Raw genomic sequence first — 21,943 nt, forward strand, 5'->3', positions numbered from 1 at the left:
ATGATCAGCATGGCACCTAACGCTAATTTTTATTTACGTTAATTTGTATAGGGTATAGCGAATCGCCATGTGGCTTCCAGTTTCACTCAATCGCCCGTTAGTTTGGGTCGCACTGACGGCGCTTCCCGCCTGTGTTTGGTTGCCCGATGCGATGTTACGCTTGGTGGCTGCCACGCTAGTTGCGCTTGGGCTGTGGGACGCCTGGAAGCAAGAGCGTCAACAGCGGCTACGTCTGCGCCTTTCACAAGATACGTTAAGCCTCGCCAGCGATGCCATGGTGATTACTGATGCGCAAAATCGCGTGATGGTTGTGAACCCAGCATTTACCGAAATTACCGGCTACGCAAGCCAAGAGGTTCAGGGGCTGAAACTGGAGACGCTGGCAGCCCCGCGCCATGATAAAGCCTTTTATCAAACGTTTTGGAGTACGTTGAAAAGCACCGGGCGTTGGGAAGGTGAAATGTGGAGCCGCCGTAAACACGGCGACGAGTACCCTGAGTGGCTTAAAGTCCGTGCTGTGACCGGCAAACGTGGCAACATTACCCACTTTATTAATCTGTTTACCGATATTTCGGCACAAAAAGCGCGTGAGCGGGATTTGCGTCGTATCGGCTATGAAGACCCGCTTACTGGGCTGCCCAATCGACGGCGCCTTCATGATCTGCTTGCCTCACGGCTACGCCATTTACGTGCAGGTGAGAGTCTGGATATGGCGCTGGTGGATATCGATGGCTTGAAATCAGTCAACGATAGCCTAGGCGTGGAGCAGGGTGATCGCCTTTTAGCGCGCTTTGCCCAGCGGTTAACCAGCTATGTGGCAGGGAGCGTGGTAGGGCGCCTGGGTGGCGATGAATTTATGGTAATTCGCACCACCACCTTTGATGATCACGACCAGTGGATAGCCACTCTGCGTGAGCATATGAGCCGACCATTTGAAATTAATGACCACTCGCTGCGCTTAGGGCTGACGATTGGCAGCTGTCGCGTGCCTGAAGATGGTAACGACTCAGGTGTGCTGTTCCAGCGCTTAGAGTCGGCGCTTTACAGTGCCAAACGGCTGGGACGTAACTTAAGCCAGCGTTTTCGCCCAGCGCTGGATAAGCAGGATAACCCTCAGCTGGCGCTAGTCAGCGATCTGCGCGCTGCGCTTATTTCCGGTGACCAGCTGGAGCTGCATTATCAAACCCAGCATGACCCTGGCAGCGGCGAGCTGGTGGGCATGGAGGCGCTACTGCGTTGGCGTCACCCCAAGGATGGCATGATTTCCCCAGGCGACTTTATTCCTTTGGCCGAGCGGCACGGTTTAATGAGCCAACTGGGCGCCTGGGTAATTGAAAAAGCCTGTGCCCAGCAGGCCCACTGGCGGAATAGCGCTATGCCCAAGCTAACAATTTGGATCAATATTTCGGCGTTGCAGCTGTTTCAAGGCGATCTGGAAAGTCAATTGGCGACCTGCCTCAATCGCTATCAGTTGAAGCCTTCGCAGATTGGCCTCGAGTTGACCGAATCAGTATTACTTGATGAGCGTGCGGGGGATATGGGGCCACGCCTGCAGGCGCTGCGTGATCAAGGTTTTGCGATTGCTATTGACGACTTTGGCACTGGCTACTCGTCGCTCGGGTATTTAAAGCGCTTGCCTGTGGATAAGGTCAAGCTGGATCGGGCGTTTATTAAAGACCTCCCACACGATCAGGCAGACGCCTCAATTGTTAAGGCAGTCTTAGCGATGGCGGAAGGCATGGGACTAGGAGTGATTGCCGAAGGTGTTGAAACCAAAGAGCAGTGTCAGTTCCTGGTTAATGCCGGGTGCACGTCCGTACAGGGGTTCTACTTTGCCCGGCCGCTAGCCGCCGCGGAGTTGGAAAAACGTTTAGTACCCGCGCCAATCGCCGCACCCTCCGCTTCTTAAGGCCTGTAAAAGCGGCTAATACCCATACAGAGCAACGCCCAAACGAGCGCCTGAACGGGGAGCAACCAAGCCGCCAGGGTTACCTCTGCCAGTAGTGCGCCGCCATAATAAGAGAGCGGGCCACTAATGGCGCCACACAGCGCGGCTAGCCATGGATAGCGCCACAGCCACGCCAGTGAGTGATGAACCAGGGTGGCAAACAGCGGCCAAAGCATCCATAGCCACAGCGGTAGAAGCCCTAACACCAACGTTTGATCGTTAAAATCGAACCCACCCAGCAGCTGCAAACCGCCATCAATCATCAGTCCCAGCAGGGCAAATCCGGCAATAAATTGCCATTCCCCAGGCCGCGCGCGGCGCCACAGGTGCCAGGCCAACAGGCTGCCCCCTGCTATGGCGGCAACCCATGAGCCGCCGAGCACGCACAGGAGCCAGCCAGCTTCAAAGCGCAGGGCATTCAACACCAGCGCTTGCCACTTGGGTGATGCCATTTAGAGCGCGCCGGTGAGCGGAATGGGTTTCGCCGCGGGTTTCGCCAGCAGTAGGTGGCAAGTGCCGATAGAGCGCTCGATAAAACCGCCCTCGCAGTAGCACAGGTAGTAACGCCACATGCGGATAAAGCGTTCGTCGTAGCCCAGCGTTCGCACCTGCTCCAGGCTGGCTTCAAAGCGGTGGCGCCACTCCCGCAGGGTGCGCGCGTAATGCGGGCCAATTTCATCCAGTGCGACAATGTTCAGCGACGTTTTACGCATAACGCTGGTTAACATGGCGTGGTGCGAGGGCAGAAAGCCGCCAGGAAAAATGTAGCGCTTGATAAAATCCATATCGCGTTTGGCTTCTTCAAAGCGCTGATCGCGGATGGTGATGGCTTGCAGCATGGCCTGCCCGTCGTCGGTGAGCAGGCTATCCAGCTTGTTGAGGTAGGTATCAAGATACTGATGCCCCACCGCTTCAATCATCTCTACCGAAATAAGCCGGTCATAGCGGCCGGTTAATTGACGGTAATCCTGCTTAAGCAGGGTGATTCTATCTTCCAATCCCTCTTCTCGAATGCGCTGAGCAGTATGGGCGTGCTGCTCGTCCGAAATGGTGGTTGTGGTTACACGGCAGCCACGGGTTTTGGCGGCGTGAATCGCCAGTCCTCCCCAGCCGGTGCCAATTTCCAACAAATGATGCTGTGGTTGTACGTCGAGCTTTTCAAGCATCAAATCAAGCTTATAGGTAGAAGCCTCTTCCAAGCTGGCTTCCGGGTAGGGGAAAACGGCGCTTGAATACATCCAGTGGTGGCGATCTAAAAACGTAGAAAAAAGGTCGTTGCCGATATCGTAGTGGGCGGCAATATTACGTTTCGAGCCGCTTAAACTGTTGCGCTGAAAGCGGTAGGCGGCGCCCAATAGCCAACGGGCAAAACGGGCACTGCCGTTCTCCATTTTAGTATTCACCTGCTCAAGATTAGCGGCGAACAGGCGCACCAGGGCAACCAGGTCATCGGCGTCCCAGTCGCCGTCCATATACGACTCGGCTGCGCCGACGGTGCCACCAAAGGCGAGGCGTTTCCAGGCGCGGGAGTGGCGTATCACCACGGTCACTTGCAGCGGGCCTTGCTGGCCTAAGTGATGGCACTGATTGCCTTCAATCAGAGTGATACGGCCGCCGCGAAAGGTGTCCAGTTGGGCCATCAGACGTGGCTTTAGCCACTTGGTTAAGCGGTCTTGCGCAACCGGCTGAAGATTAGGGGGCGTGGAACGCAGGGTCGTCACTTTGAAGTCTCCTTGCGCTTGGGGTGGTTATAGACGGGCACGCGCTTTAGCCACAGACGAAGCGCTTCAAAATGAATACCCGCAATGGTTTTCAGGCTCATCCATGGCTGGCGAGCCAAGGTCTTTAGCAACGCGCTACGGATAGCGGGAGAGGCGTCAAGGGTTAAGGTGGCATCAAAATGGCACTGCTGATCCTGCCAGTTTTCCATATGCAAAAAGAGCTTTTCGCCGGGGGCGTTAAATTTCCAGCGGTAGGTCATCTCCATGGGGTTAAACGGTGAGACGTGGAGATCTTTATCGAAATGCGCTTGGTGACTATGGCGTGAGGGATCCACAGCGATGGCGTAGCAGGTGCGCTCGCGCCAGGGCATGTTGGTGACCTCACTTAATACGGCTGTCAGTCGCCCCAGGTGGTCGTAGGCGTAATAGACGGAAATAGGGTTAAACATACAGCCCAGCGTGCGTAGCTGGGTCAGCACGCAGATACGGCCATTAGGTGCACTGCCCAATTGACGAATAAGCTCTTCGCGCACGGCGGTTTTCAACGGGCGATCAACCGGGCCCAGATAGTCTTCGCGGCGAAAGCGTGCCAGCGCAGGGCGACGAGCACTAAAGCCGGGCACCTTGTCGAACAGCTCGGGCAGCTCGTCCAGATCCAGCCAGGCCATCCATAGCTGGTAACTAAAGGAGTGGGATTTGGGCGTAAAGCGCCTGTGGCGGAGCGTGCCACGATAGATACGCGAGCGCGGCTGGGCGGTTATTCCAGCCGTTGTCTCAGTGATCATGCTAGCCATCACCCCAGCCCCTCGGCACCTTGCGGCGTTAGCAGTTCATGGGCAGGCAACGCGGAAGGTGCCGCAGGCGGTGGGACGGCTTCATCACAGCCTAACGCCTGCGCCACCCGCAGTGCACTCCACACGCCGTCTTCGTGGAAGCCGTTACGCCAGTAAGCGCCGCAAAAGTGGGTGCGATGGGCCGTAGACGAAATGTCGGCGTGTCTCGCCTGAGCCGCTTGGCCAGCCAGGGTGAACTGCGGATGCGCGTATGTGTAGCGGCCCAGCACCTTGCTGGGATCGATGCTGGCGCTGTCGTTCAGGGTCACGCAAAACGTAGTGTCACTTTCTATCCGTTGGAGAATATTCATAGCGTAAGTGACCGATACCCGTGCTTCGCTATCGCGCTGATCCAGGCGGTAATTCCAGCTCGCCCAGGCGCGCTTGCGGCGCGGCAGCAGAGCGGTGTCGGTATGCAGTACCACCTCGTTATCCTGGTACGGCATGGCGCCGAGGATCGCTTGCTCGTCGCCGCTGGCGTCGCCCAGCATGGCCAGGGCCTGGTCGGCGTGGCAGGCGAGCACCACTTGGTCAAAGCGCTGGGTGCCGGAAGGTGTAGTGATAACAACGCCTGTGCTGTCGCGGGTAATCCGGGTGACCGGTGTATTGAGGTGAATGCGCGACGCATAAGGCGCCGTTAGGCTAGGAATATAGCTTTTGGAGCCGCCCACCAGAGTGTACCACTGGGGCCTGTGGTTGACCGATAGCAGGCCGTGATTGCGAAAAAAACGCACAAAAAACGCCAGCGGGAAGGCGCGTAAATCACTGATGCTGGCCGACCAGATGGCAGCCCCCATGGGCAGTAAGTAGCGCTGCTGAAAATCGCGGTTGTAGTGGTTGCGATCCAGGTATTCACCCAGGGTCATATGCTCGGGAAGCTGTTGGCTCTCCAGCGCTTTGGTAGCCTGCTTGTTAAAGCGCAGAATGTCGCCCAGCAGGCGATAAAAAGAGGGATTCAATAAATTGCGTCGTTGGGCAAACAGCGAGCCCAAAGTATGCCCGTTGTACTCAAAGTCCCGCGCTGTCTCGTGTACCGAAAAACTCATTTCAGTAGCTTGTGAGGCGACACCCAGGGTGGCCATCAGGCGCTGGAAGTGCGGGTAGGTCCAGTCGTTAAAGACTATAAAGCCGGTATCGATAGCATAGGGTTGCCCTGCAACGTTCACGTCCATGGTGGCGGTGTGCCCCCCCAGGCGTGAATCCGCCTCAAACAGGGTGACCTCGTGCTGGGCGGAGAGATACCAACCTGCTGCCATGCCGCTAATGCCGCTGCCGACAATGGCGATACGTTGTGACGCCCCCGGTCTTGGTGATAACACGGTGCTCATGACGCCTCCTTTTGGCTGCGGGTCATGCGCAGACCAATCTGACGGCGCAGAGCGGGGGGCAAAATGCCCAGCAATTTGACTATATAGGTAAACCGGCGTGGGAAGTGGATATCCAGCCGCCCCTTCACCAGCCCCGCGATAATGGCATCGGCTGCTTGCTCTGCCGTCACCTGCATCGGCATAGGGAAGTCGTTACGTTCGGTTAGAGGCGTTTTCACAAAGCCAGGGTGAACCAGGCTGACCTCAATGCCCTCCTGATCAAGATCCAAGCGCAGTGACTCTAAAAAGTAACTTACCGCGGCTTTAGACGCCCCATAGGCTTCCGCGCGGGGTAGCGGTAAATAGGCCGAAGCGCTGGAGGTGGCGGCTAACCGGGCCGGAAGGCCCTCTTTGCGCGCAGCGCGCAGCAGTGGCAGTGCGGCTTCAACGCCGTACAGAGTGCCGAATAGATTGGGTTTAAAAACCCGCTCGACTAACTCCATATCGAACTGCTGAGCATTCAGATATTCGCAGGTGCCGGCGTTAAAGAGCGCCAAATTTAACGCCCCCAGCTGGTCGCGAATGTGGTTACCCGCCTTGAGCACTGCCTGCCGGTCGCTGATGTCCAGCGGCAGAGGGTGGGCATTGGTGTGGCCTTGGCACAGTGTTTCGAGTGCCTCAGCGTTGCGTGCGCTAAGCACCACCTGATGGCCTTGGGCGATGAGCTTACGCGCAAGCGCTTCACCAATGCCGGAGGTGGCACCGGTTAACCAAATACGTTGGGGCGTTTTCCATGTGCTCATCAAGTCTTTCCTCATAAAGGCCTTCCTGTTGCACCTGACCAGCCCTCAAAGCGTGTTCGGCTTATTCATCGTGTGATTAAGCCAGGCGTTTTTTTAACCAGCGGATGGCGCTGCCCATCAGCGGTAAATGTTCGTAGAGCATGGCGCCCGCATCAAAATAGTCCCGATGGCGCTGCACGCGACCGTCATCAGCAAAGGTAAGCGCACTACAGCCTTCGACCTCGACCGGTTTACCACCTGCCAAGCGCGGATGGATAAACGTCATAGTCCAGGTAACGAACGCTTGCTGACCCTGTAACTGCCGAACGTGGTAACGGAATTGGCACTGCTCAACATTTTCATACATGGTTGAAAAATAGCGCTCTAACGCTTTGCGGCCTGCGATCTTATGCAGCGGGTCGCTAAATACAATATCTTCAGTATATACCTCGTATAGCTTTTCTGTACAGGTATTGTCTAGTTTATTAAAAAAGGCGCAGAACGCCTCTAATGCCGCAGGCTCAGCCATCACGGTCTCCCCTAGCAGTTGCTAACAAAAGGTTTATTTAGAGAGCGACTTAAACGCCTCTAAGGCGCGCTGACGTGCTGCTTTGTGGTCGACAATAGGCGCTGGGTAGTCGACATCGGTGAGTAGATCTTGCTGCGGCGCGTGGCGCGCTTTGGCGGGTAATTTGGCCAGCTCAGGCAGCCAGTGGGCGATAAACTCGCCTTCAGCGTCAAAGCGTGTGGACTGGGTGGTGGGGTTAAAAATGCGAAAGTAAGGAGCGGCATCGGTGCCTGTTGAGGCTGCCCACTGCCAGCCGCCGTTATTGGCGCAGAATTCACCGTCAACCAAGTGGCGCATAAAAAAGCCTTCACCGCGTCGCCAATCAATTAGCAGGTGCTTGCTTAAAAACATCGCCGTAATCATACGCAGCCGGTTGTGCATCCAGCCGGTCGTCACTAACTGGCGCATGGCAGCATCCACGATAGGGTAGCCCGTTCGCCCCTCACACCAGGCTTGAAAGCCTTTATCATCGTCGCGCCAGGCTAACTGCTTGGTGTGTTCCTGGAAGGGTTGGTAGCGACACACCTGGGGAAAGCCTACCGCAACGTGCTGATAAAACTCCCGCCAGATCAGTTCGTTGACCCAGGTGGTAAGGCCGATATCGCCATCGGCCAGGTGACCGCCGTTTTCGCTCATCACCGCTTGTAGACATTGGCGATAGGAGATCATGCCTAACGCCAGATAGGGCGATAGTTCGCTGGTGCCACGTACCTTCGGCAGGTCGCGCTGGGCGTTATAGTGACGGCCACGAAAGCGTAAAAAGCGTGCCAGGTTATCTGCCGCGGCGTTCTCTCCGGCAGGCCATAGCCGCCCATCGACAGGGGCGCTTGCAAGTTCGGGCAGGGCAGGCAGCGGGTCGCTTTTAATATTCAGCGCTGCTTGTACCTGTGGCGTCGCGCGCAGCGCTAACTGGTCGGCGCTGACCTGCTTGTGCCACGCCTTGGCGAACGGCGTAAATACCCCGTAGTAGTCGCCTTTGCCGGTTAGCAGGCTGCCGGGGGCAAAAGCCACGCCATCATGGTAGCCATGGGCGGTAATCCCGGCCTGTTTAAAGGCGTCCTGCACAGCCTGGTCGCGGCGGCGCTCATTGAGGGCGTATTCGTGATTGAAGTGCAACTGCTCAACATCATATTGGCGAGCGATCTCAAGCAGTGCCTCGGGCGTCTGGTCATAGCGTTCAATATCGCGATGCAGTAGCGGAATATTCAAACCGTTGAGCGCTGTTTTGACGGCAGCGACGCCGCGCGCCCAAAAATCCAGCTTATTAGCGCCGTGACCATGTGCTTGCCACTGAGGAATGCTGCGCAAAAACACCGCTATCACAGGGCCCTTAGCCGCGGCGGCGGCGAGGGCGCTGTTGTCGTCAATACGCAGGTCGCTGCGCAGCCAAATCAACTGACGTTTCATAGGCTCTCCTGTCATAGGCTCCTGCGGCACAAAAAAATGGCCGGTCGCACATAGGCGAACGGCCAGGATAAAAGCGTGCTGGTTAGAGTACGCCAGACTCGCGTAACAGTGGGCGCAAACGGGCAATCGCCTGAGGCAGGTCATCACCCAGCATGTGTACCGGTCCATCGCGCAAATCGTTTTCGCGCAGACGAGCCACTTCGCCACATACGCCGATGGGCACGTTAAGCGCCTCAGCCGCTTTAGGCAGCGCCTGGTTAATGTAGCTATCGCTCTCCCGCTGACCGCTAGAGAGCAGTACCATAGAAGAGTGCAGCCGCGCGACTGCCTGGGGGAGATCCTCCAGCGGCAGCGAGTGGTCAAGCATCTGCACCCGGTAGCCCTGTTCGCTGGCCATTAGCGCCGACATCAGCACCCACAGAGGGCCTGGGTCGTCGGGCATGGCGTTGAGTAGAATCAGCGGGCCACGGGTAGCCTGATTGGCGTAGTGCAAGCGGATGCCCACCTGGCTGCGTAGGAAGGCTTCCAACGTGCGGCGCACTAACTGATCCGCTTGAACGGCCCACTTGGCCTCTAAGGTTAAGATGACCGGTTGCCAGAGCTCGTTAATGGCCACACTTAGCGGGTAGAGCGCTAAACTCTGGTGATAAACCGCTTCCAGCTTGGGAAGATCCAACGCTTCGATGATTGCTTGCAACTGCTGGCGCTGGCTTGCCCAGTCGCCGGCATCTGGTGTCGGGGCTTCAATTGTCTCTGGCTGGTCAAGCAAGTCGGCGACTTGACTGACCGGCACACCACGATTGAGCCACTGCAGGATGCGTTCGATGCGGGTAATGTCGTCCTGAGCGTAAAGACGATGACCTTTCGGAGTGCGCTGGGGGCGAATTAGCCCGTAACGTCGTTCCCAGGCGCGAAGCGTGACCGAATTCACCCCCGTTAAGCGAGAAACCTCGCGTATTGGATAGAGTGGCGTATCGGGTGGGTGGGTCGCCTTAAGACTCATGGGCGCCAGTACCTCTTTGTTAACTGCAGCGCGGCGCTGCAGGGGCCTGTCATGGTTCGCCGCGGCGAAGGTGATTCATGTTCCATTTAAAGGTTGCCTGATTTAAAAACTAAACATTAGCACGATACTGTATGCCCATTTGTACAACTTGTCGCTACCCGGTACAACCTTTATAAGAATCCTTCTTAATCATTTAAGCCCCTTGCTTATTGAACCGACCGGCCTATTAGTGCCTCTCCTAAACGGTGGCCGGAGAGCCAGGCATCCTCAACGCGGCCGTCGCGGAAGCTGTCACCGCACAGGGCCAAGTCATTCTCACTGTATAAGTAATCATGCTTACAAGAAATTGATGGCTGCGCATAACGCCAGCGGTGGGCGCCCGTCTCAACGAGCCGGGGGAAGGTGACTGCAGTGGGGAAAATGCCCTTCAAGGCGGTGAGTAGTTGTTCTGCCACCCACTCGGCAGGCTGCTCTAAATGAGCTTCGCTCCACTCAAGCTGCGCCAATAAGCTGACGCTTTCCGGCTGTGTGTTGCGCCCCGGCTTGGTTTGATTGCGGGATACTATATTAAGCGCTGAATTAAGCACTGAGCCCTGGGATGGATGCGTGATACGCGCCATCTGCCAATCTGGGTCAACACCGGGTACGGCGGGGAGCGGCCCGTCAAAAATTGCCCATCCCGCCCAACAGGCCCGCTGTGTTCGGGTTAAACAGGCTGCTGCCAAAGCATCGTCCCAGGGTTCGATCAGCGCATGGGCCTGAGGAGGAGGCGCGCTAATCACGACCTGGGCATAAGGCCCGTGGCGAGACCCGGCAGCGTCTATTAGTAGCCAGCCGTTGGGCGTGGGGTCAAGCATGGCGATGGGCGTACCGGTATGCAGCTCGGCATTGGGCTGGGCCGTTAGCGAATCGGCCATATGTCGCGTCAAGGCGCTCATTCTGGGCGCGCCGGCGTAACGCTTTTGGCCATCATTGTGCGCCTGCCAGCCGCGTGAACTAGCCTGATAGGTACGGGTTGGCCAAACAGCTATGCAGCTAGCTGCAAGCCATTCATCGACCGCGCGTTGAAAGTTTACGTCGCGCACGCTGAATGCCTGAGCGCCTAAATCAAGCGTTGCGCTGGGTCTACGTTTACTTGACATACGCCCACCGGGGCCACGGGCTTTATCAAACAGCGTGACGTTGGCGCCACTGCTGGCCAATACCTCTCCGCAGGCAAGTCCTGAGATGCCTGCGCCGATGATAGCGACTGATTGAGAGGCGGGAAGCGGCGGTAGCAGTTTGGCCATGAGCACTCGCAACGTGAAAAAGAGGTCGAATTAATCGTTGTGAAAGCGCATTGTAGCATTTGTGTATAAATATCGTACAATTTAATCTTAATTATATTTGCTTAGCTGTGTTTCTATCCCAAGGCAGCTGTAAGCAGCGGTAAATAGGGCCGTTATAAGCAGTGCCTTTATAAATAGTGCCGTTATGAATCTAAACAGTGCCGTTATGCAATAGTGCAGCCATGAAGGCTTGCAACGATGCCATCTAACAGGAGCAAAACCCCATGCGCGTATTAATTACCGGAGGCAGTGGCTTTGTCGGCCAGCGACTATGCCGGCAGTTAGTTGAAAAGGGTCACGAGGTGCAGGTGGTCTCCCGCTCGCCTCACCAAGTGCGGGATCGTTTGCCGAACAATTGTGACATTCGCGATAGTGCCCAGGCGTTCATTGAGTCGCCGCCGGACGCCTTGGTTAACCTGGCCGGTGAGCCGATTGCCGCCAAGCGCTGGAGCGATGAGCAGAAAGCCAAACTGATTAACTCCCGGGTGGCGGCGACCGAGCAGTTGGTGGCGCTTTGCGAACAGCTCAAAGCTAACGGCCAGCCGCTGCCTAAGGTGGTGGTATCGGGGTCAGCAATGGGCTACTACGGCGATCAGGGCAGGCGCGTGGTAACCGAGGAAACAATGCCCAACGATGAGTTCGCCCATCGTCTGTGCAAACAGTGGGAGGCAGCCGCTAAGCCTATTGAGGCCATGGGCGTGCGGCTGGCGATTGTGCGCATTGGCTTAGTGCTAGAGGCGGGTGGAGGCAGCCTGGAGAAGATGCTGCCGCCGTTTAAGCTGGGGTTAGGCGGCCGTTTTGGTAGCGGCGAGCAGTTTATGCCGTGGATTCACCGCGACGACTTAGTCGCAGCGATCCTGTTTCTCATCGATCAAGAGGGCTTGAGCGGTGCCTTCAATGGCAGCGCTCCGCACCCGGTGACCAATGCTACCTTTACTAAAACCCTGGCCAGTCATCTCAACCGCCCGGCCATTTTCCCAGTACCTGCTTTTGTCTTGAAGGCGGGCTTTGGAGAAATGTCGCGGCTACTGCTGACCGGGGCAGATATGCGCCCCGCGCGCCTGGAAGAGGCAGGATTTAACTTCCAATACCCTACTCTAGACAAGGCGCTTGAGGCGATTCTTTAGCTATTAGCGAGCCCAACTTGCGGCGGCGTTAGGGTAAAGCGGGGGTCTTTCGCCATGGCCGGAAAATGTTCCCAACAATTCCGGCATTTCCGCCATCCATGGCGGTCAGATGGCGAAAGTAGCGCCCAGGGACGGGTTTACAGCGCCCCCGCGGCACCCTAACGCCGCCGCTGTGCCGTTTACTTTAACGACTAGCGGTCAGCATCAACGGTGATAATCACCCGTACTGAGTCAAGCCGCAGGCGGGTGTTCTCAATCGCTTCACTAAGCGCCTTGCGCTCATCTTTTAACGCGTCGATTTCAGCACTGCGCACCGCCGGATTGTGCTCGGCAAGTGCCGTTAAGCGCGCAATCTCGGCGTCCAGCTGGGCGCGCATGCGCGCTTCAGCGTTCTCGACGATGCTGGGCAGCTGGCGCTCGGCTTCGCCTTCACCCTGGGTAAGCAGTTCACGCAATTGGTCGTGACGGCTCTTGATCAAATCCCGTGCCAGCGACTTGTTAACCTTCTGCAGGTTTTTGCCCAAGCCGGTGAAAGAGATTTTGCTGGTCAGATTGGCGCCTGATTCATCCAGCAGTAAGCGTACTGCGGTGGGCGGCAAGAAGCGGTTAAGGTGCAGCTTCTTGGGCGCCGGGCAGTGGGTGCGGAACACGAGTTCAGCCATCAAGCGGCCGCTGGGAATGGCATCGTGGCGCAGCAGAGCGAGCGCCGAGTTGCCCATGGTGCCATCCAGTACACGGCCCATCATTTCCCTCAGCAATGGGTGCTCCCAGGAGAGCCGCTGCACATCGTCGCGGGCCAGCGCCTGGGCGCGGCTGTAGGTGGCGGTAAAGCCCTCTTCACCTTTAACCAGACCCGGCAGGCCATCCAGCATATGTTGGCTGGGCTGCAGGTGCATTAAGCCTTTGCCGATCTCTTGGCTATCCACGCCGAAAATATCCAGCGCTCGCTCAATATAGCGCGGCAGGGCGGCGTCATCGTCAAGCTCGCGCACCGCGTCGATCACCTGCTGAGCGCGGGCGGGGCGGCAGGCGTTGAGCTCAAGCAGACGGTTACGGCCTGCATCGTGCTCCGCCAGCTTGGCGCTAAACATCGCACGGGTTTCGGCGATGATCTCGTCAAGTGCCTCATCATCCAGCAGGGCGTCAGCCAAGGCGTCACCAAAGGCATCAAACAGCTCGTTGCCGACCCCATGGGGGGCGCTGAACGCATCCATCCCTTCGTGGTACCAGCGCAGTAGGCGCTCGCCGGGGCTGCCCTCAAAAGTCGGAATGTGCAGCTCAATGGCGTGGCGCTGACCGATGCGATCCAGGCGGCCGATGCGCTGTTCGAGCTGATCCGGATGCTGTGGCATATCGAACATGACCAGATGGCGGCAGAACTGGAAGTTGCGCCCCTCCGAGCCAATTTCTGAGCAGACCAATACCTGAACGCCTTCATCCTCATCGGCAAACGCCGCCGCTGCGCGGTCACGCTCTATCAGGGAGAGGTCTTCGTGGAACACCGGTGCGTGGTAGCCGCCCAGCACCCGTAGCCCTTCAGCAAGCCCTTCGGCGGTTTCCCGGTGGTGGGCAATGACCAGGACTTTCTCGTTGGCGAAGCCGTTCTCACTGTCGTCGCTAAGCTTTTCCAGTAGCCAGTTAACCCGCGGATCGATGTGCCACCAGTCTTCGCCGTTGAGCGGGTCATTGCTGAGTTCGCGGTAGGCCGCGTCAGGATAGATCAGCACGTCGGGGTGATCCATGCCGGTCTCGATCAGCAGTTCGTCGAGGTAATCATCATCGCGCTCTAAGCGGCGCACGACGCGACGGTAGGCCGAAGGCAGCGCTAAGGGCACTAGGTTGAGGCGTCGCTCCGGGAAGCCCCCTACGTGACGGCGGCTGTTGCGGAACATCACTCGGCCGGTACCGTGGCGATCCAGCAGCGCTTCGCTCAGTTGGGCGCGAGCGGCGTCCTGCTGTTCTTTGCTGGCCTCAGGGTTGCATAGGATGGCTAGCAGCGCCTGGCTGTCGCGGTCATCGGCTACTGCAGAGACGTCGGTACGGGCGCTAGGGTCGTCAGGCAGTGTCTCCAAGGCATCGATGGCGCGGGCCACTTCGGTGTAGTGGCTCTCTTCGGCTTTGAAGCGCTCAAGATCGTGGTAGCGCTCGCTGTCCAGCAACCGCAGGCGGGCAAAGTGGCTCTTGATGCCCATCTGCTCGGGGGTGGCGGTGAGCAGCAGCAGGCCGGGAATCACCGCCGAAAGTTGTTCGACGCACCGGTAGCCGGGGCCGCTGCCCTCTTCACTCCAGTCAAGGTGATGCGCTTCGTCAACGATCAGTAGATCGAACTGACTGGCCAGCGCCTGCTCCTGGCGTTGCGGGTTGGCAAATAGCCAGCCCTGGCTGGCTAACACCAGCTGGGCGCTCTCAAAGGGGTTGTAACTGCCGTGGGCCTGGCTTTGGGTTTCATCCAGCAGCGTGACGTTAAGCGAGAAGCGCCGCAGCAGCTCGACCAGCCACTGGTGGGTGAGGCTGTCGGGCACCAGAATCAGCGCCCGCTCAACGCGGCCGTTGAGCAGCAGGCGGTGCAGAATCAGCCCGGCTTCAATGGTTTTACCTAGGCCCACCTCATCCGCCAGCAGAACCCGGGGCGCATGGCGGTTGGCGACTTCATTGGCAATGTAGAGCTGGTGAGGAATCAGGTCTATGCGCGGCCCGGAAAAGCCCAGCGCGCTGTGTTGCTCGATACGCTGATAGTGGTGCAGGGTGCGAAAACGTAAATCAAACCAGTCGTTGCGATCCACCTGGCCGGTCAGCAGGCGGTCGCGGGCCTGGTCGAACTGCATGGTATCGGCGAGTTTGGCCTCGGGCAGCTCGCGCAGATTGCCTTCTTTATCTTCACCGATATAGGTGATCAGGCCGTTGGACTCTTTGCTGTCATCGACAACGATCTGCCAGCCGTCAGCGGAGAGTACGCGGTCGCCGCTGCCGAACATAACGCGGGTGAGCGGGGCCTGGCGGGTGTTGTAGGTACGGGTTTCCTGACTGGCACTGAACAAAATGGTAACGCTACGGGCGTCGCAGTTAAGCACGGTGCCGAGCCCAAGCTCAGCTTCGCCGTCGCTAATCCAGCGTTGGCCGGGAGAAAAATCGCTCATGATGCCTCGGGGGAGTCTGCAAAACGGGTCGTATGCCGCCGGTCGTGAGCACCGGCGGCAACAGGGCGGGGGATTCTAACGCAAAGCAGCGGGGGGATTAAGGTGTATCGGCATCAATCTTTTAACCAGCGATCCAGCTGGGCGCGGGTAAGCTCGCCAACGTGGACATCCAGGGTATTCCCCTGGCCGTCGAACAGTACGGTGGTGGGCAATCCCGGTGCTTGAAAAAGCGCCATCAGCTGCTGGCTGGGGTCACGCAGAGCGTAGCGAAACTCAAGCTGCTGCTCATCCAGGTAGCGCACCATGGGTAGCAGGTCTTCTCCCTGGTTGGCGACCACCACGCTAACCCCTTCGCGCTGGGCGGCCTCCTCAAGCAGCGGCATTTCACGCAGGCAGGGGGGGCACCAGGTCGCCCACAGGTTGACGATAATCAGGTCAGCGTTGTCGGTCAGTGAGGGCAGATGCACCTCATTGCCTTCCACATCCTCAAGGGTGATCTCCGGTAGGGCGTCAACCGCAAATTCATTGCCCAGGGGCGCCAGGGTGACCAGCACCAGCCATAGGCTGGAGGCGGCGATTAGCATGGCCATCGCACCGCCCATAGCCAGTAACCGCGCCCGTAGCGTCCAAGCCGTCCATACCAATCCTGCGGCCATCCCCCACAGGCCGTGGTAGCCGGGTTGCCAGACTTTGAGCGCTTCAAGCGGGGCGTCGCTATAGCTATCCAGGTTGAGCAGAATATGGCCCACTCGAGCGCCAACTAACCAAACAATAATAAGCCCGGTAAACCAGCGCTGCTGAGCCGGGCGGGGCAGCCCTAACAAGAAGCGCGCGCAGAGCAGCAGTAGCAGTGCGCAGCCAACGGCGTAAAGGCGTGGTAGCGAAATCAGTAGCGGGCCGAGAGCAATGGCGTTCATGGGTTTCCCGTTCAGGTTTTTAACTTAGATTTTTTAACTTAGGTTTCCCGTTAGCATGCCGTGAAGCAGGTACACTGGAGACCATATCATGCGAGCTGAAAATTACGGAGACGTTATGCCCCCACCCGCTTTCGATAAGCTGCGCGCGCTAGCGATCGGCTCCCAGGCGATTGGCTTAATTCTGATTATTACCCTGGAGACCGTCATGGAAAACGCAGCACGCCCCTGGCAGGGTGTGGTGCTCGCGGGCATGTTAGCCACGGCGTTATCGATTGCCCTAGTGCGGCTTTACCGACGCAATCTAGCCCGCAAGCGTTGGGCAGAGCGCCTTGAAGCCAAAGACCATGACGATGCCTAACGCCAATGGTTGGCTTCATTGGCTGAGCATATTGGTTCTGTGCAGTCTGTTGGTGGGGTGTACCCACGCTGTGATACGCGAACACCACATCGCGCTGGCGCCAGCAGATGCGCGCGATACATGGTTGGGTGGTCAAGCCCATCAGGCGCTGGCGGAGCAGTCCGACCCCGACGGGTTCGCGCTACTGGCTGACGGTAAAGAAGCTTTTTCTGCGCGGGTGGGATTGATTCGCCAAGCCCAGCGCGGGCTGGATATTCAAACCTACCTATTGGGCGATGGCCAGACCACGCGTTTGATCCTGGCGCAGCTGATTAAAGCGGCGGAAGAGGGCGTTCGGGTGCGCCTGCTGGTCGACGATATTGGCGCCATTGGCCAAGATGATCGACTGGCCGCTCTGGCAAGCCATCCTAGTATTCATGTGCGGGTGTTTAACCCGTTAGCGGTGGGGCGTGGCCATATGCTCACGCGAGTTTTGGCCTCGGTGGTTGATCCTGCACGGCAGCATCGACGCATGCATAACAAGCTGTGGGTGGCAGATAATAGTGTCGCCATTGTCGGCGGGCGCAATCTGGGCGATGAGTATTTTGATGCCAACGATTCGCGCAATTTCGCCGATTTGGACTTTGTGGCCATTGGCGATGTGGTGCCAGCGCTGTCGGATAGTTTTGACCTTTATTGGAATCACGGTCTGGCGCAGCCCATTGAGCGCTATCATCAAGTGGATGATAGCGCCTGGCAAATACTCAAAACCGAGCTTGAGGATTGGCTGGATAACAACGCCGACTCGGAATATTTTACCGAGCTGCGCCGTAAACCGCGCAGCGCACCACCTTGGGAAACCCTGCACTGGGGTGAAGGGCTGGCTCTGTGGGACACCCCCGGTAAGCTGTCATCAACAACCCCTGAATGGCGAGATACGCTACTCGGTGATTTAACCGCTGCTGCGTCGCTGAATCAGCATTTGGTGATCATATCAGCCTACTTTGTGCCCACCGAACAAGGGGTGAAGCGCTTGACCGAGTTGGCCGACCAGGGCGTGACCGTCGAAATTATTACCAACTCACTCGAGTCCACGGATGCCGCGGTGGTACACGGTGCTTACGCGCCCTGGCGTGAAGAGCTGTTATCCCACGGAGTGGCGCTTTACGAGCTGCGTCCAGAGCAGGAGGCAGGCGCGGATGAGGATATGCGAGTGCCCGGCGCCTCTGCTTCGGCGCTGCATATTAAGGCGTTACGCTTTGACGACCAGCTTTTTGTCGGCTCGTTCAACGTTGACCCACGCTCCATCTACTGGAATACGGAAATTGGTGTCCTGGCCCGCAGCGAGTCGCTGATACACGCCTTTAATGAGTTAGTGGCGTTAGGCCGAGACCCTTCACTGAGCTACCGTGTGGTGCTCACACCCCAAGGCGAATTGAACTGGCACCTGGAGCGCGATGGAGACATGGAAATTTTAACCACGGAGCCGGGGAGTTTTTGGCGCCATTTCAACGCCTGGTTAAGCCATACGCTTAAGCTTGAGCGCTGGCTATAGTGCATTTTTGCAAACTAGCGTTAGAAACAGATGCTTGTGTTTTTGCCATTCCAGTTCCAGATTAATAGCAGCCTTAACGATTGACCGCTGAGGCACACTAAAAAATTAAACAATCTCTTAAAATACTGGGAGCGACAAATAACATGATCAATAAGCGCGCATTAGTCACCGCTGTGGCGGCCTCGACCCTGGCAATGACCGGATTCGCACAGGCGGAGGTCAAAGTTGGCTTCTTGGGCGGCTTTACCGGGGGAATTGAAAGTTTAACGCCCCCAATTTTTGAAGGTGCTCAGCTAGCCGTAGAGCAGATCAATGAGCAGGGCGGCATTCTAGATGGCCAAACGTTGGTGATGCCGTCTGGCGATACCACCTGTTCCGATGCATCGGCTGCTTCTAACGCCGCTGACCGCATGGTGAACTCGGAAAATGTCACCGCGATTGTCGGTGCGCTGTGTACTGGTGCGACCATTGCCGCAGCTAACAACGCCGCCATTCCCGGTGGTGTGCTGATGGTATCGCCTGCCTCTACTGCCCCTGCGGTATCCGAGCTGGACGATAATGATCTCGTCTTCCGTACCGTGCCGTCGGATGCTTTTCAGGGGGAGATCCTTGCCAAGCTGCTGCTTGAAAAAGGTATCGACGCTGTGGCGGTCACTTACGTCAACAACGATTATGGTCAGGGGCTTTCAGACGCCTTCAGCGCCGCTTTTGAAGCCGGCGGAGGTGAGATTACTGAGAACCTTGCCCACGAAGATAACCGCGCGGATTATCGCTCTGAGCTAGGCTCACTGTCAGTCAGTGGCGTGGATACTCTCGTTGTGCTGGCCTACGCCGACACCTCAGGTCAGACCGTGCTGCGTCAAGCCTATGAAAGCGGTATGTTTACCCAGTACGTAGGTGCTGACGGCATGGTCGGCGATAGCCTTATTGAAGCCATCGGTGCAGACGTGCTGGATGGCATGATCGCTACGCGCCCCGGCAGCCCTGATCTGCCCGGTACTGATATCTTTATCGAAGCTGCCGAAGCCGCTGATTTAGATCCAAGTGCGGTATTTGCTGCCCAAGCTTACGACGCTGCTTTCCTGATCGCGTTGGCGATTGAGCAGAACGGCAGCGCCGAGCGTGAAGGCCTTTCCGAAGCACTGCGCAGTGTTTCCAGCGCCCCCGGCGAGGTCATTCTGCCTGGCGAGTGGGAAAAAGCGGTTGAACTGATTGCCGCAGGCACCGAAATCAACTACGAAGGCGCCTCTGGCTCTCATGAGTTCGATGACAACGGTGACGTACCTGGTGTAGTGGTTGAGATGGCTGTAGAAGACGGCACCTTTACCAGCAAAGGTCAGGTTGATCTTTAATTCTCAGCATTAGTGTTAAAAATGCCCGACTTATTAAAGTTGGGCATTTTTCATTTGGCCAGGCCCACCTTGTGGTCGTTTATCGCTTAAATTGCCGACACTTCAGGTAACCCAGCCAGCGCCATGCCTGGCGCAGCAAAAAAAAAGCTCGCCAGTCGGCGAGCCCCATGACGTCAGCAACCACGTTTACTGAATGGGGATTTCACGGCGAGCCGCCTTAGCCTGCTCGCTGCGCGGCACCCGTATCGTCAGAATGCCATTTTTGAAAGAGGCTTTGATATCCTCGGCCTTGGCATCCCCAGGCAGATCCAGCACGCGCTGTAACCGACCATAGGAGCGCTCGATACGATGGAGCTTATTATCTTTACTATGGCTCTCCTGACGCTTTTCACCTTCAATGACCAGGCGATGATCATCCAGGGAGATAGAGAGATCTTTCTCCTCGACCCCCGGCACCTCGACGCTGATCACATACTCGCTGTCGTGTTCGGCAATATCGAGCCGCGGTTGCAGAAGGCCCGGCAGGTCGCCAACGCGACTTTCCAGTGAGGGCATGCCGAACTGCCGCATGACACTGTCCATCCAGCGATCCAACTCCTGATGCATACCCATGAATGGGGAGAGCTCACTGCGGCGCGCCTCCACGCTGGACGGCGGAGTCGGTGTATCTGCATTTTCGCTCTTGAACCAGTTCCAGGGAGAGAGTTTTTGCAAATTCATACGTCACCTCCTATCTGATCTTGCTACCTATGACGTAAATCGAAATACTCAACGTCTCGGGTTGCCCCTTGACAAAAAAATAGCTGGTGGCAAACGACAAAATTTCAAGTCCCCAGAGCGCCAACCGTGCGGTATCCGATTATATTGGGTAGGGGCAGGGGGGAGGCTGTACGAACAAGGAGAGGTGGCGAGATCATGACGCACTTTATCAACAGCAAAGAAGACGCCGTCACCGACGCGATCGACGGACTTATCAGGGCATCCGATGGCCAGTTGGCACGCCTGGATGGCTATCCTCATATTCGAGTGGTGGTGCGGGCCGACTGGGATAAGTCCCGAGTGGCGTTGGTTTCTGGCGGTGGCTCTGGTCACGAACCGGCCCATGCCGGCTTCGTCGGCAAGGGCATGCTAACCGCGGCTGTCTGCGGTGACGTCTTCGCCTCACCATCGGTCGATGCGGTTCTAGCCGCAATACTGGCGGTTACCGGATCGGCGGGCTGCTTGCTGATCGTCAAGAATTATACGGGCGACCGCCTGAATTTCGGGCTGGCAGCCGAGCGTGCCCGTGCCTTAGGACACAAGGTGGGCATGGTGGTGGTCGACGATGACATTGCCTTGCCCGACCTCCCGCAGGCACGAGGTGTGGCGGGCACACTCTTTGTTCATAAGATAGCCGGGGCATTGGCCGAACAGGATGCCGATCTTGAAACCCTGACCAAAGCCGCTGAGCGGGTGATCGCCAACACCCACAGCATCGGCATGTCATTGGATACCTGTCGCGTGCCCGGCTCGCCCAAAGAGCAACGCATTCCCCCTGGGATGGCGGAGCTCGGGCTTGGCATCCATGGCGAGGCAGGGGTTGAGCAGATTACTTGCGACGGCGCGAAAAACGCCATTGCCGCCGTAGCCGAAAAGCTGGCCACCGTCATGGATAAACAGCCCCATGCGGTTCTGCTTAACAACCTCGGCGGCGCGTCGGCACTGGAAATGTCGGTACTCGCCAACGAGCTTCTGACGTCTTCCATTGCCAGCCGCCTGAAACTCATCGTCGGGCCAGCGCCCATGATGACGTCACTGGCCATGCAGGGGTTTTCCGTATCGGTTTATCCGCTCGCCCAGGATGATGAAGCCTTACTCGCTGCGACCTGTGGCCCCAGCGCCTGGCCTGGCTGCAAGCGCATCAGGCCAATCATTCTACGAGAGCTTCCCGACGGCTTACTGCCTATTCAACCTACTCCTTCCTGGCATGATCAGACAGCCAACTTGCTGACGAGGTGGTGTCAGGTGCTGATCGACTCCGAAGCGGATCTGAATGCACTGGATGCCAAGTCAGGTGACGGTGATACCGGATCAACCCTCGCTGGAGCCGCAAGAGCCCTGTTAAACACGCTGGATAGAATGCCCCTGGCCGATCATCCCCAGCTTTACCGCGCCATAGGGCAGGCGCTTAGCCAGACCATGGGGGGATCCTCTGGCGTGCTGCTGGCTATTTTCTTCTCCGCGGCAGGAGATGCAGCGTCCAGCGGACTACCCAGGGTCGCTGCGCTGAAGGAGGGGCTCAACCGGATGCAGCAAATTGGGGGCGCGAAGTTAGGCGACAGAACCATGGTGGATGCCCTAAAACCCGCCCTGGATGCCTTCGAAGAAAGCTTCGCCTCCGCCGCCAGAGCGGCGCGAAAAGGGGCTATTCATACCGCTACCATCGTAAAGGCAAACGCGGGGCGCGCTGCCTATATCAACGCCGAGCAGCTCCGGGGGCATATTGATCCCGGAGCTGAAGCAGTGGCGCGATTGTTCGAAGAGCTGGAAGCGCAATCAGCGAAGTAGCGTGATCGTTAGCGCCAGATTGGGCGACCACCACTGCGTGCAGTGCCGCGCAAACGCTGCTACCTGCGGGGCTT

The 21,943-nt window shown here is 57.6% G+C and carries 18 protein-coding genes; 6 read left to right on the forward strand and 12 right to left on the reverse strand.

Going from position 1 to position 21,943, the window contains the following annotated elements; genetic code table 11:
• Positions 1-67 precede the first annotated feature (67 nt).
• Positions 68-1,909 carry a putative bifunctional diguanylate cyclase/phosphodiesterase gene (locus KF947_RS12330; protein ID WP_223288619.1) on the forward strand — a complete coding sequence of 614 codons (1,842 nt, stop codon included), beginning with the start codon at positions 68-70 and terminating at the stop codon, positions 1,907-1,909.
• On the opposite strand, the gene KF947_RS12335 is transcribed toward KF947_RS12330, so the two are convergent.
• From KF947_RS12335 to KF947_RS12375, 9 genes are all read right to left on the reverse strand, one after another.
• Positions 1,906-2,400, reverse strand: a complete 495-nt coding sequence (locus KF947_RS12335) for a DUF2878 domain-containing protein (RefSeq protein ID WP_227404076.1) — start codon at positions 2,398-2,400, stop codon at positions 1,906-1,908. The genes KF947_RS12330 and KF947_RS12335 overlap by 4 nt on opposite strands.
• Positions 2,401-3,669, reverse strand: a complete 1,269-nt coding sequence (locus KF947_RS12340; RefSeq protein ID WP_133731723.1) for an SAM-dependent methyltransferase — start codon at positions 3,667-3,669, stop codon at positions 2,401-2,403.
• On the reverse strand, positions 3,666-4,454 hold the full coding sequence (locus KF947_RS12345; RefSeq protein WP_227404077.1) for a DUF1365 domain-containing protein: 789 nt from the start codon (positions 4,452-4,454) through the stop codon (positions 3,666-3,668). The genes KF947_RS12340 and KF947_RS12345 overlap by 4 nt, the downstream gene beginning before the upstream one ends.
• 8 nt (positions 4,455-4,462) lie before the next feature.
• Positions 4,463-5,830, reverse strand: a complete 1,368-nt coding sequence (locus KF947_RS12350; RefSeq protein WP_227404078.1) for an NAD(P)/FAD-dependent oxidoreductase — start codon at positions 5,828-5,830, stop codon at positions 4,463-4,465.
• Positions 5,827-6,612 (reverse strand): SDR family NAD(P)-dependent oxidoreductase, encoded by a 786-nt coding sequence (locus KF947_RS12355; RefSeq protein WP_227404079.1) that lies wholly within the window; start codon positions 6,610-6,612, stop codon positions 5,827-5,829. Before KF947_RS12355 ends, KF947_RS12350 begins: the two co-directional genes overlap by 4 nt.
• Before the next feature lie 76 nt (positions 6,613-6,688).
• Complete coding sequence (locus tag KF947_RS12360) at positions 6,689-7,120, reverse strand: nuclear transport factor 2 family protein (protein WP_227404080.1); 432 nt, start codon at positions 7,118-7,120, stop codon at positions 6,689-6,691.
• Between the two features lie 33 nt (positions 7,121-7,153).
• Entirely contained in the window at positions 7,154-8,566 is a 1,413-nt protein-coding gene (phrB, locus tag KF947_RS12365) for a deoxyribodipyrimidine photo-lyase (protein ID WP_227404081.1), read from the reverse strand.
• Between the two features lie 82 nt (positions 8,567-8,648).
• On the reverse strand, positions 8,649-9,569 hold the full coding sequence (locus tag KF947_RS12370) for a MerR family transcriptional regulator (RefSeq protein WP_208862676.1): 921 nt from the start codon (positions 9,567-9,569) through the stop codon (positions 8,649-8,651).
• 206 nt (positions 9,570-9,775) lie between these two features.
• Positions 9,776-10,858: an NAD(P)/FAD-dependent oxidoreductase gene (locus tag KF947_RS12375; RefSeq protein ID WP_227404082.1), complete on the reverse strand. Its 1,083-nt coding sequence runs from the start codon at positions 10,856-10,858 to the stop codon at positions 9,776-9,778.
• Between the two features lie 263 nt (positions 10,859-11,121).
• On the opposite strand from KF947_RS12375, the gene KF947_RS12380 reads away from it, so the two are divergent.
• On the forward strand, positions 11,122-12,024 hold the full coding sequence (locus KF947_RS12380) for a TIGR01777 family oxidoreductase (protein ID WP_227404083.1): 903 nt from the start codon (positions 11,122-11,124) through the stop codon (positions 12,022-12,024).
• Positions 12,025-12,215: 191 nt separating this feature from the next.
• On the opposite strand, the gene rapA is transcribed toward KF947_RS12380, so the two are convergent.
• Together rapA and KF947_RS12390 are read right to left on the reverse strand one after the other, a co-directional pair.
• On the reverse strand, positions 12,216-15,161 hold the full coding sequence (gene rapA, locus KF947_RS12385) for an RNA polymerase-associated protein RapA (protein ID WP_227404084.1): 2,946 nt from the start codon (positions 15,159-15,161) through the stop codon (positions 12,216-12,218).
• Between the two features lie 113 nt (positions 15,162-15,274).
• Positions 15,275-16,078: a TlpA disulfide reductase family protein gene (locus KF947_RS12390; protein ID WP_227404085.1), complete on the reverse strand. Its 804-nt coding sequence runs from the start codon at positions 16,076-16,078 to the stop codon at positions 15,275-15,277.
• Between the two features lie 115 nt (positions 16,079-16,193).
• Between KF947_RS12390 and KF947_RS12395 the strand changes: the two genes are divergently transcribed.
• The 3 genes from KF947_RS12395 (at position 16,194) to KF947_RS12405 (ending at position 19,322) form a co-directional block, all read left to right on the forward strand.
• Entirely contained in the window at positions 16,194-16,436 is a 243-nt protein-coding gene (locus tag KF947_RS12395; RefSeq protein ID WP_133731713.1) for a hypothetical protein, read from the forward strand.
• Entirely contained in the window at positions 16,429-17,970 is a 1,542-nt protein-coding gene (locus KF947_RS12400) for a phospholipase D family protein (RefSeq protein WP_227404086.1), read from the forward strand. Before KF947_RS12395 ends, KF947_RS12400 begins: the two co-directional genes overlap by 8 nt.
• A gap of 143 nt (positions 17,971-18,113) precedes the next feature.
• The gene (locus KF947_RS12405) at positions 18,114-19,322 is read left to right on the forward strand and encodes an ABC transporter substrate-binding protein (protein ID WP_227404087.1); all 1,209 of its coding nucleotides are present in this window, start codon (positions 18,114-18,116) and stop codon (positions 19,320-19,322) included.
• Between the two features lie 186 nt (positions 19,323-19,508).
• Here KF947_RS12405 and KF947_RS12410 read toward each other — a convergent pair whose 3' ends face one another.
• Positions 19,509-20,042 (reverse strand): Hsp20/alpha crystallin family protein, encoded by a 534-nt coding sequence (locus tag KF947_RS12410; protein ID WP_227404088.1) that lies wholly within the window; start codon positions 20,040-20,042, stop codon positions 19,509-19,511.
• A gap of 195 nt (positions 20,043-20,237) precedes the next feature.
• Here KF947_RS12410 and KF947_RS12415 point away from each other — a divergent pair, with 195 nt between their 5' ends.
• On the forward strand, positions 20,238-21,869 hold the full coding sequence (locus KF947_RS12415) for a dihydroxyacetone kinase subunit DhaK (protein WP_227404089.1): 1,632 nt from the start codon (positions 20,238-20,240) through the stop codon (positions 21,867-21,869).
• The last annotated feature ends 74 nt before the right edge of the window (positions 21,870-21,943 follow it).

This window comes from Halomonas sp. FeN2, assembly GCF_020595105.1.
GTDB classification, from domain to species: domain Bacteria; phylum Pseudomonadota; class Gammaproteobacteria; order Pseudomonadales; family Halomonadaceae; genus Vreelandella; species Vreelandella neptunia.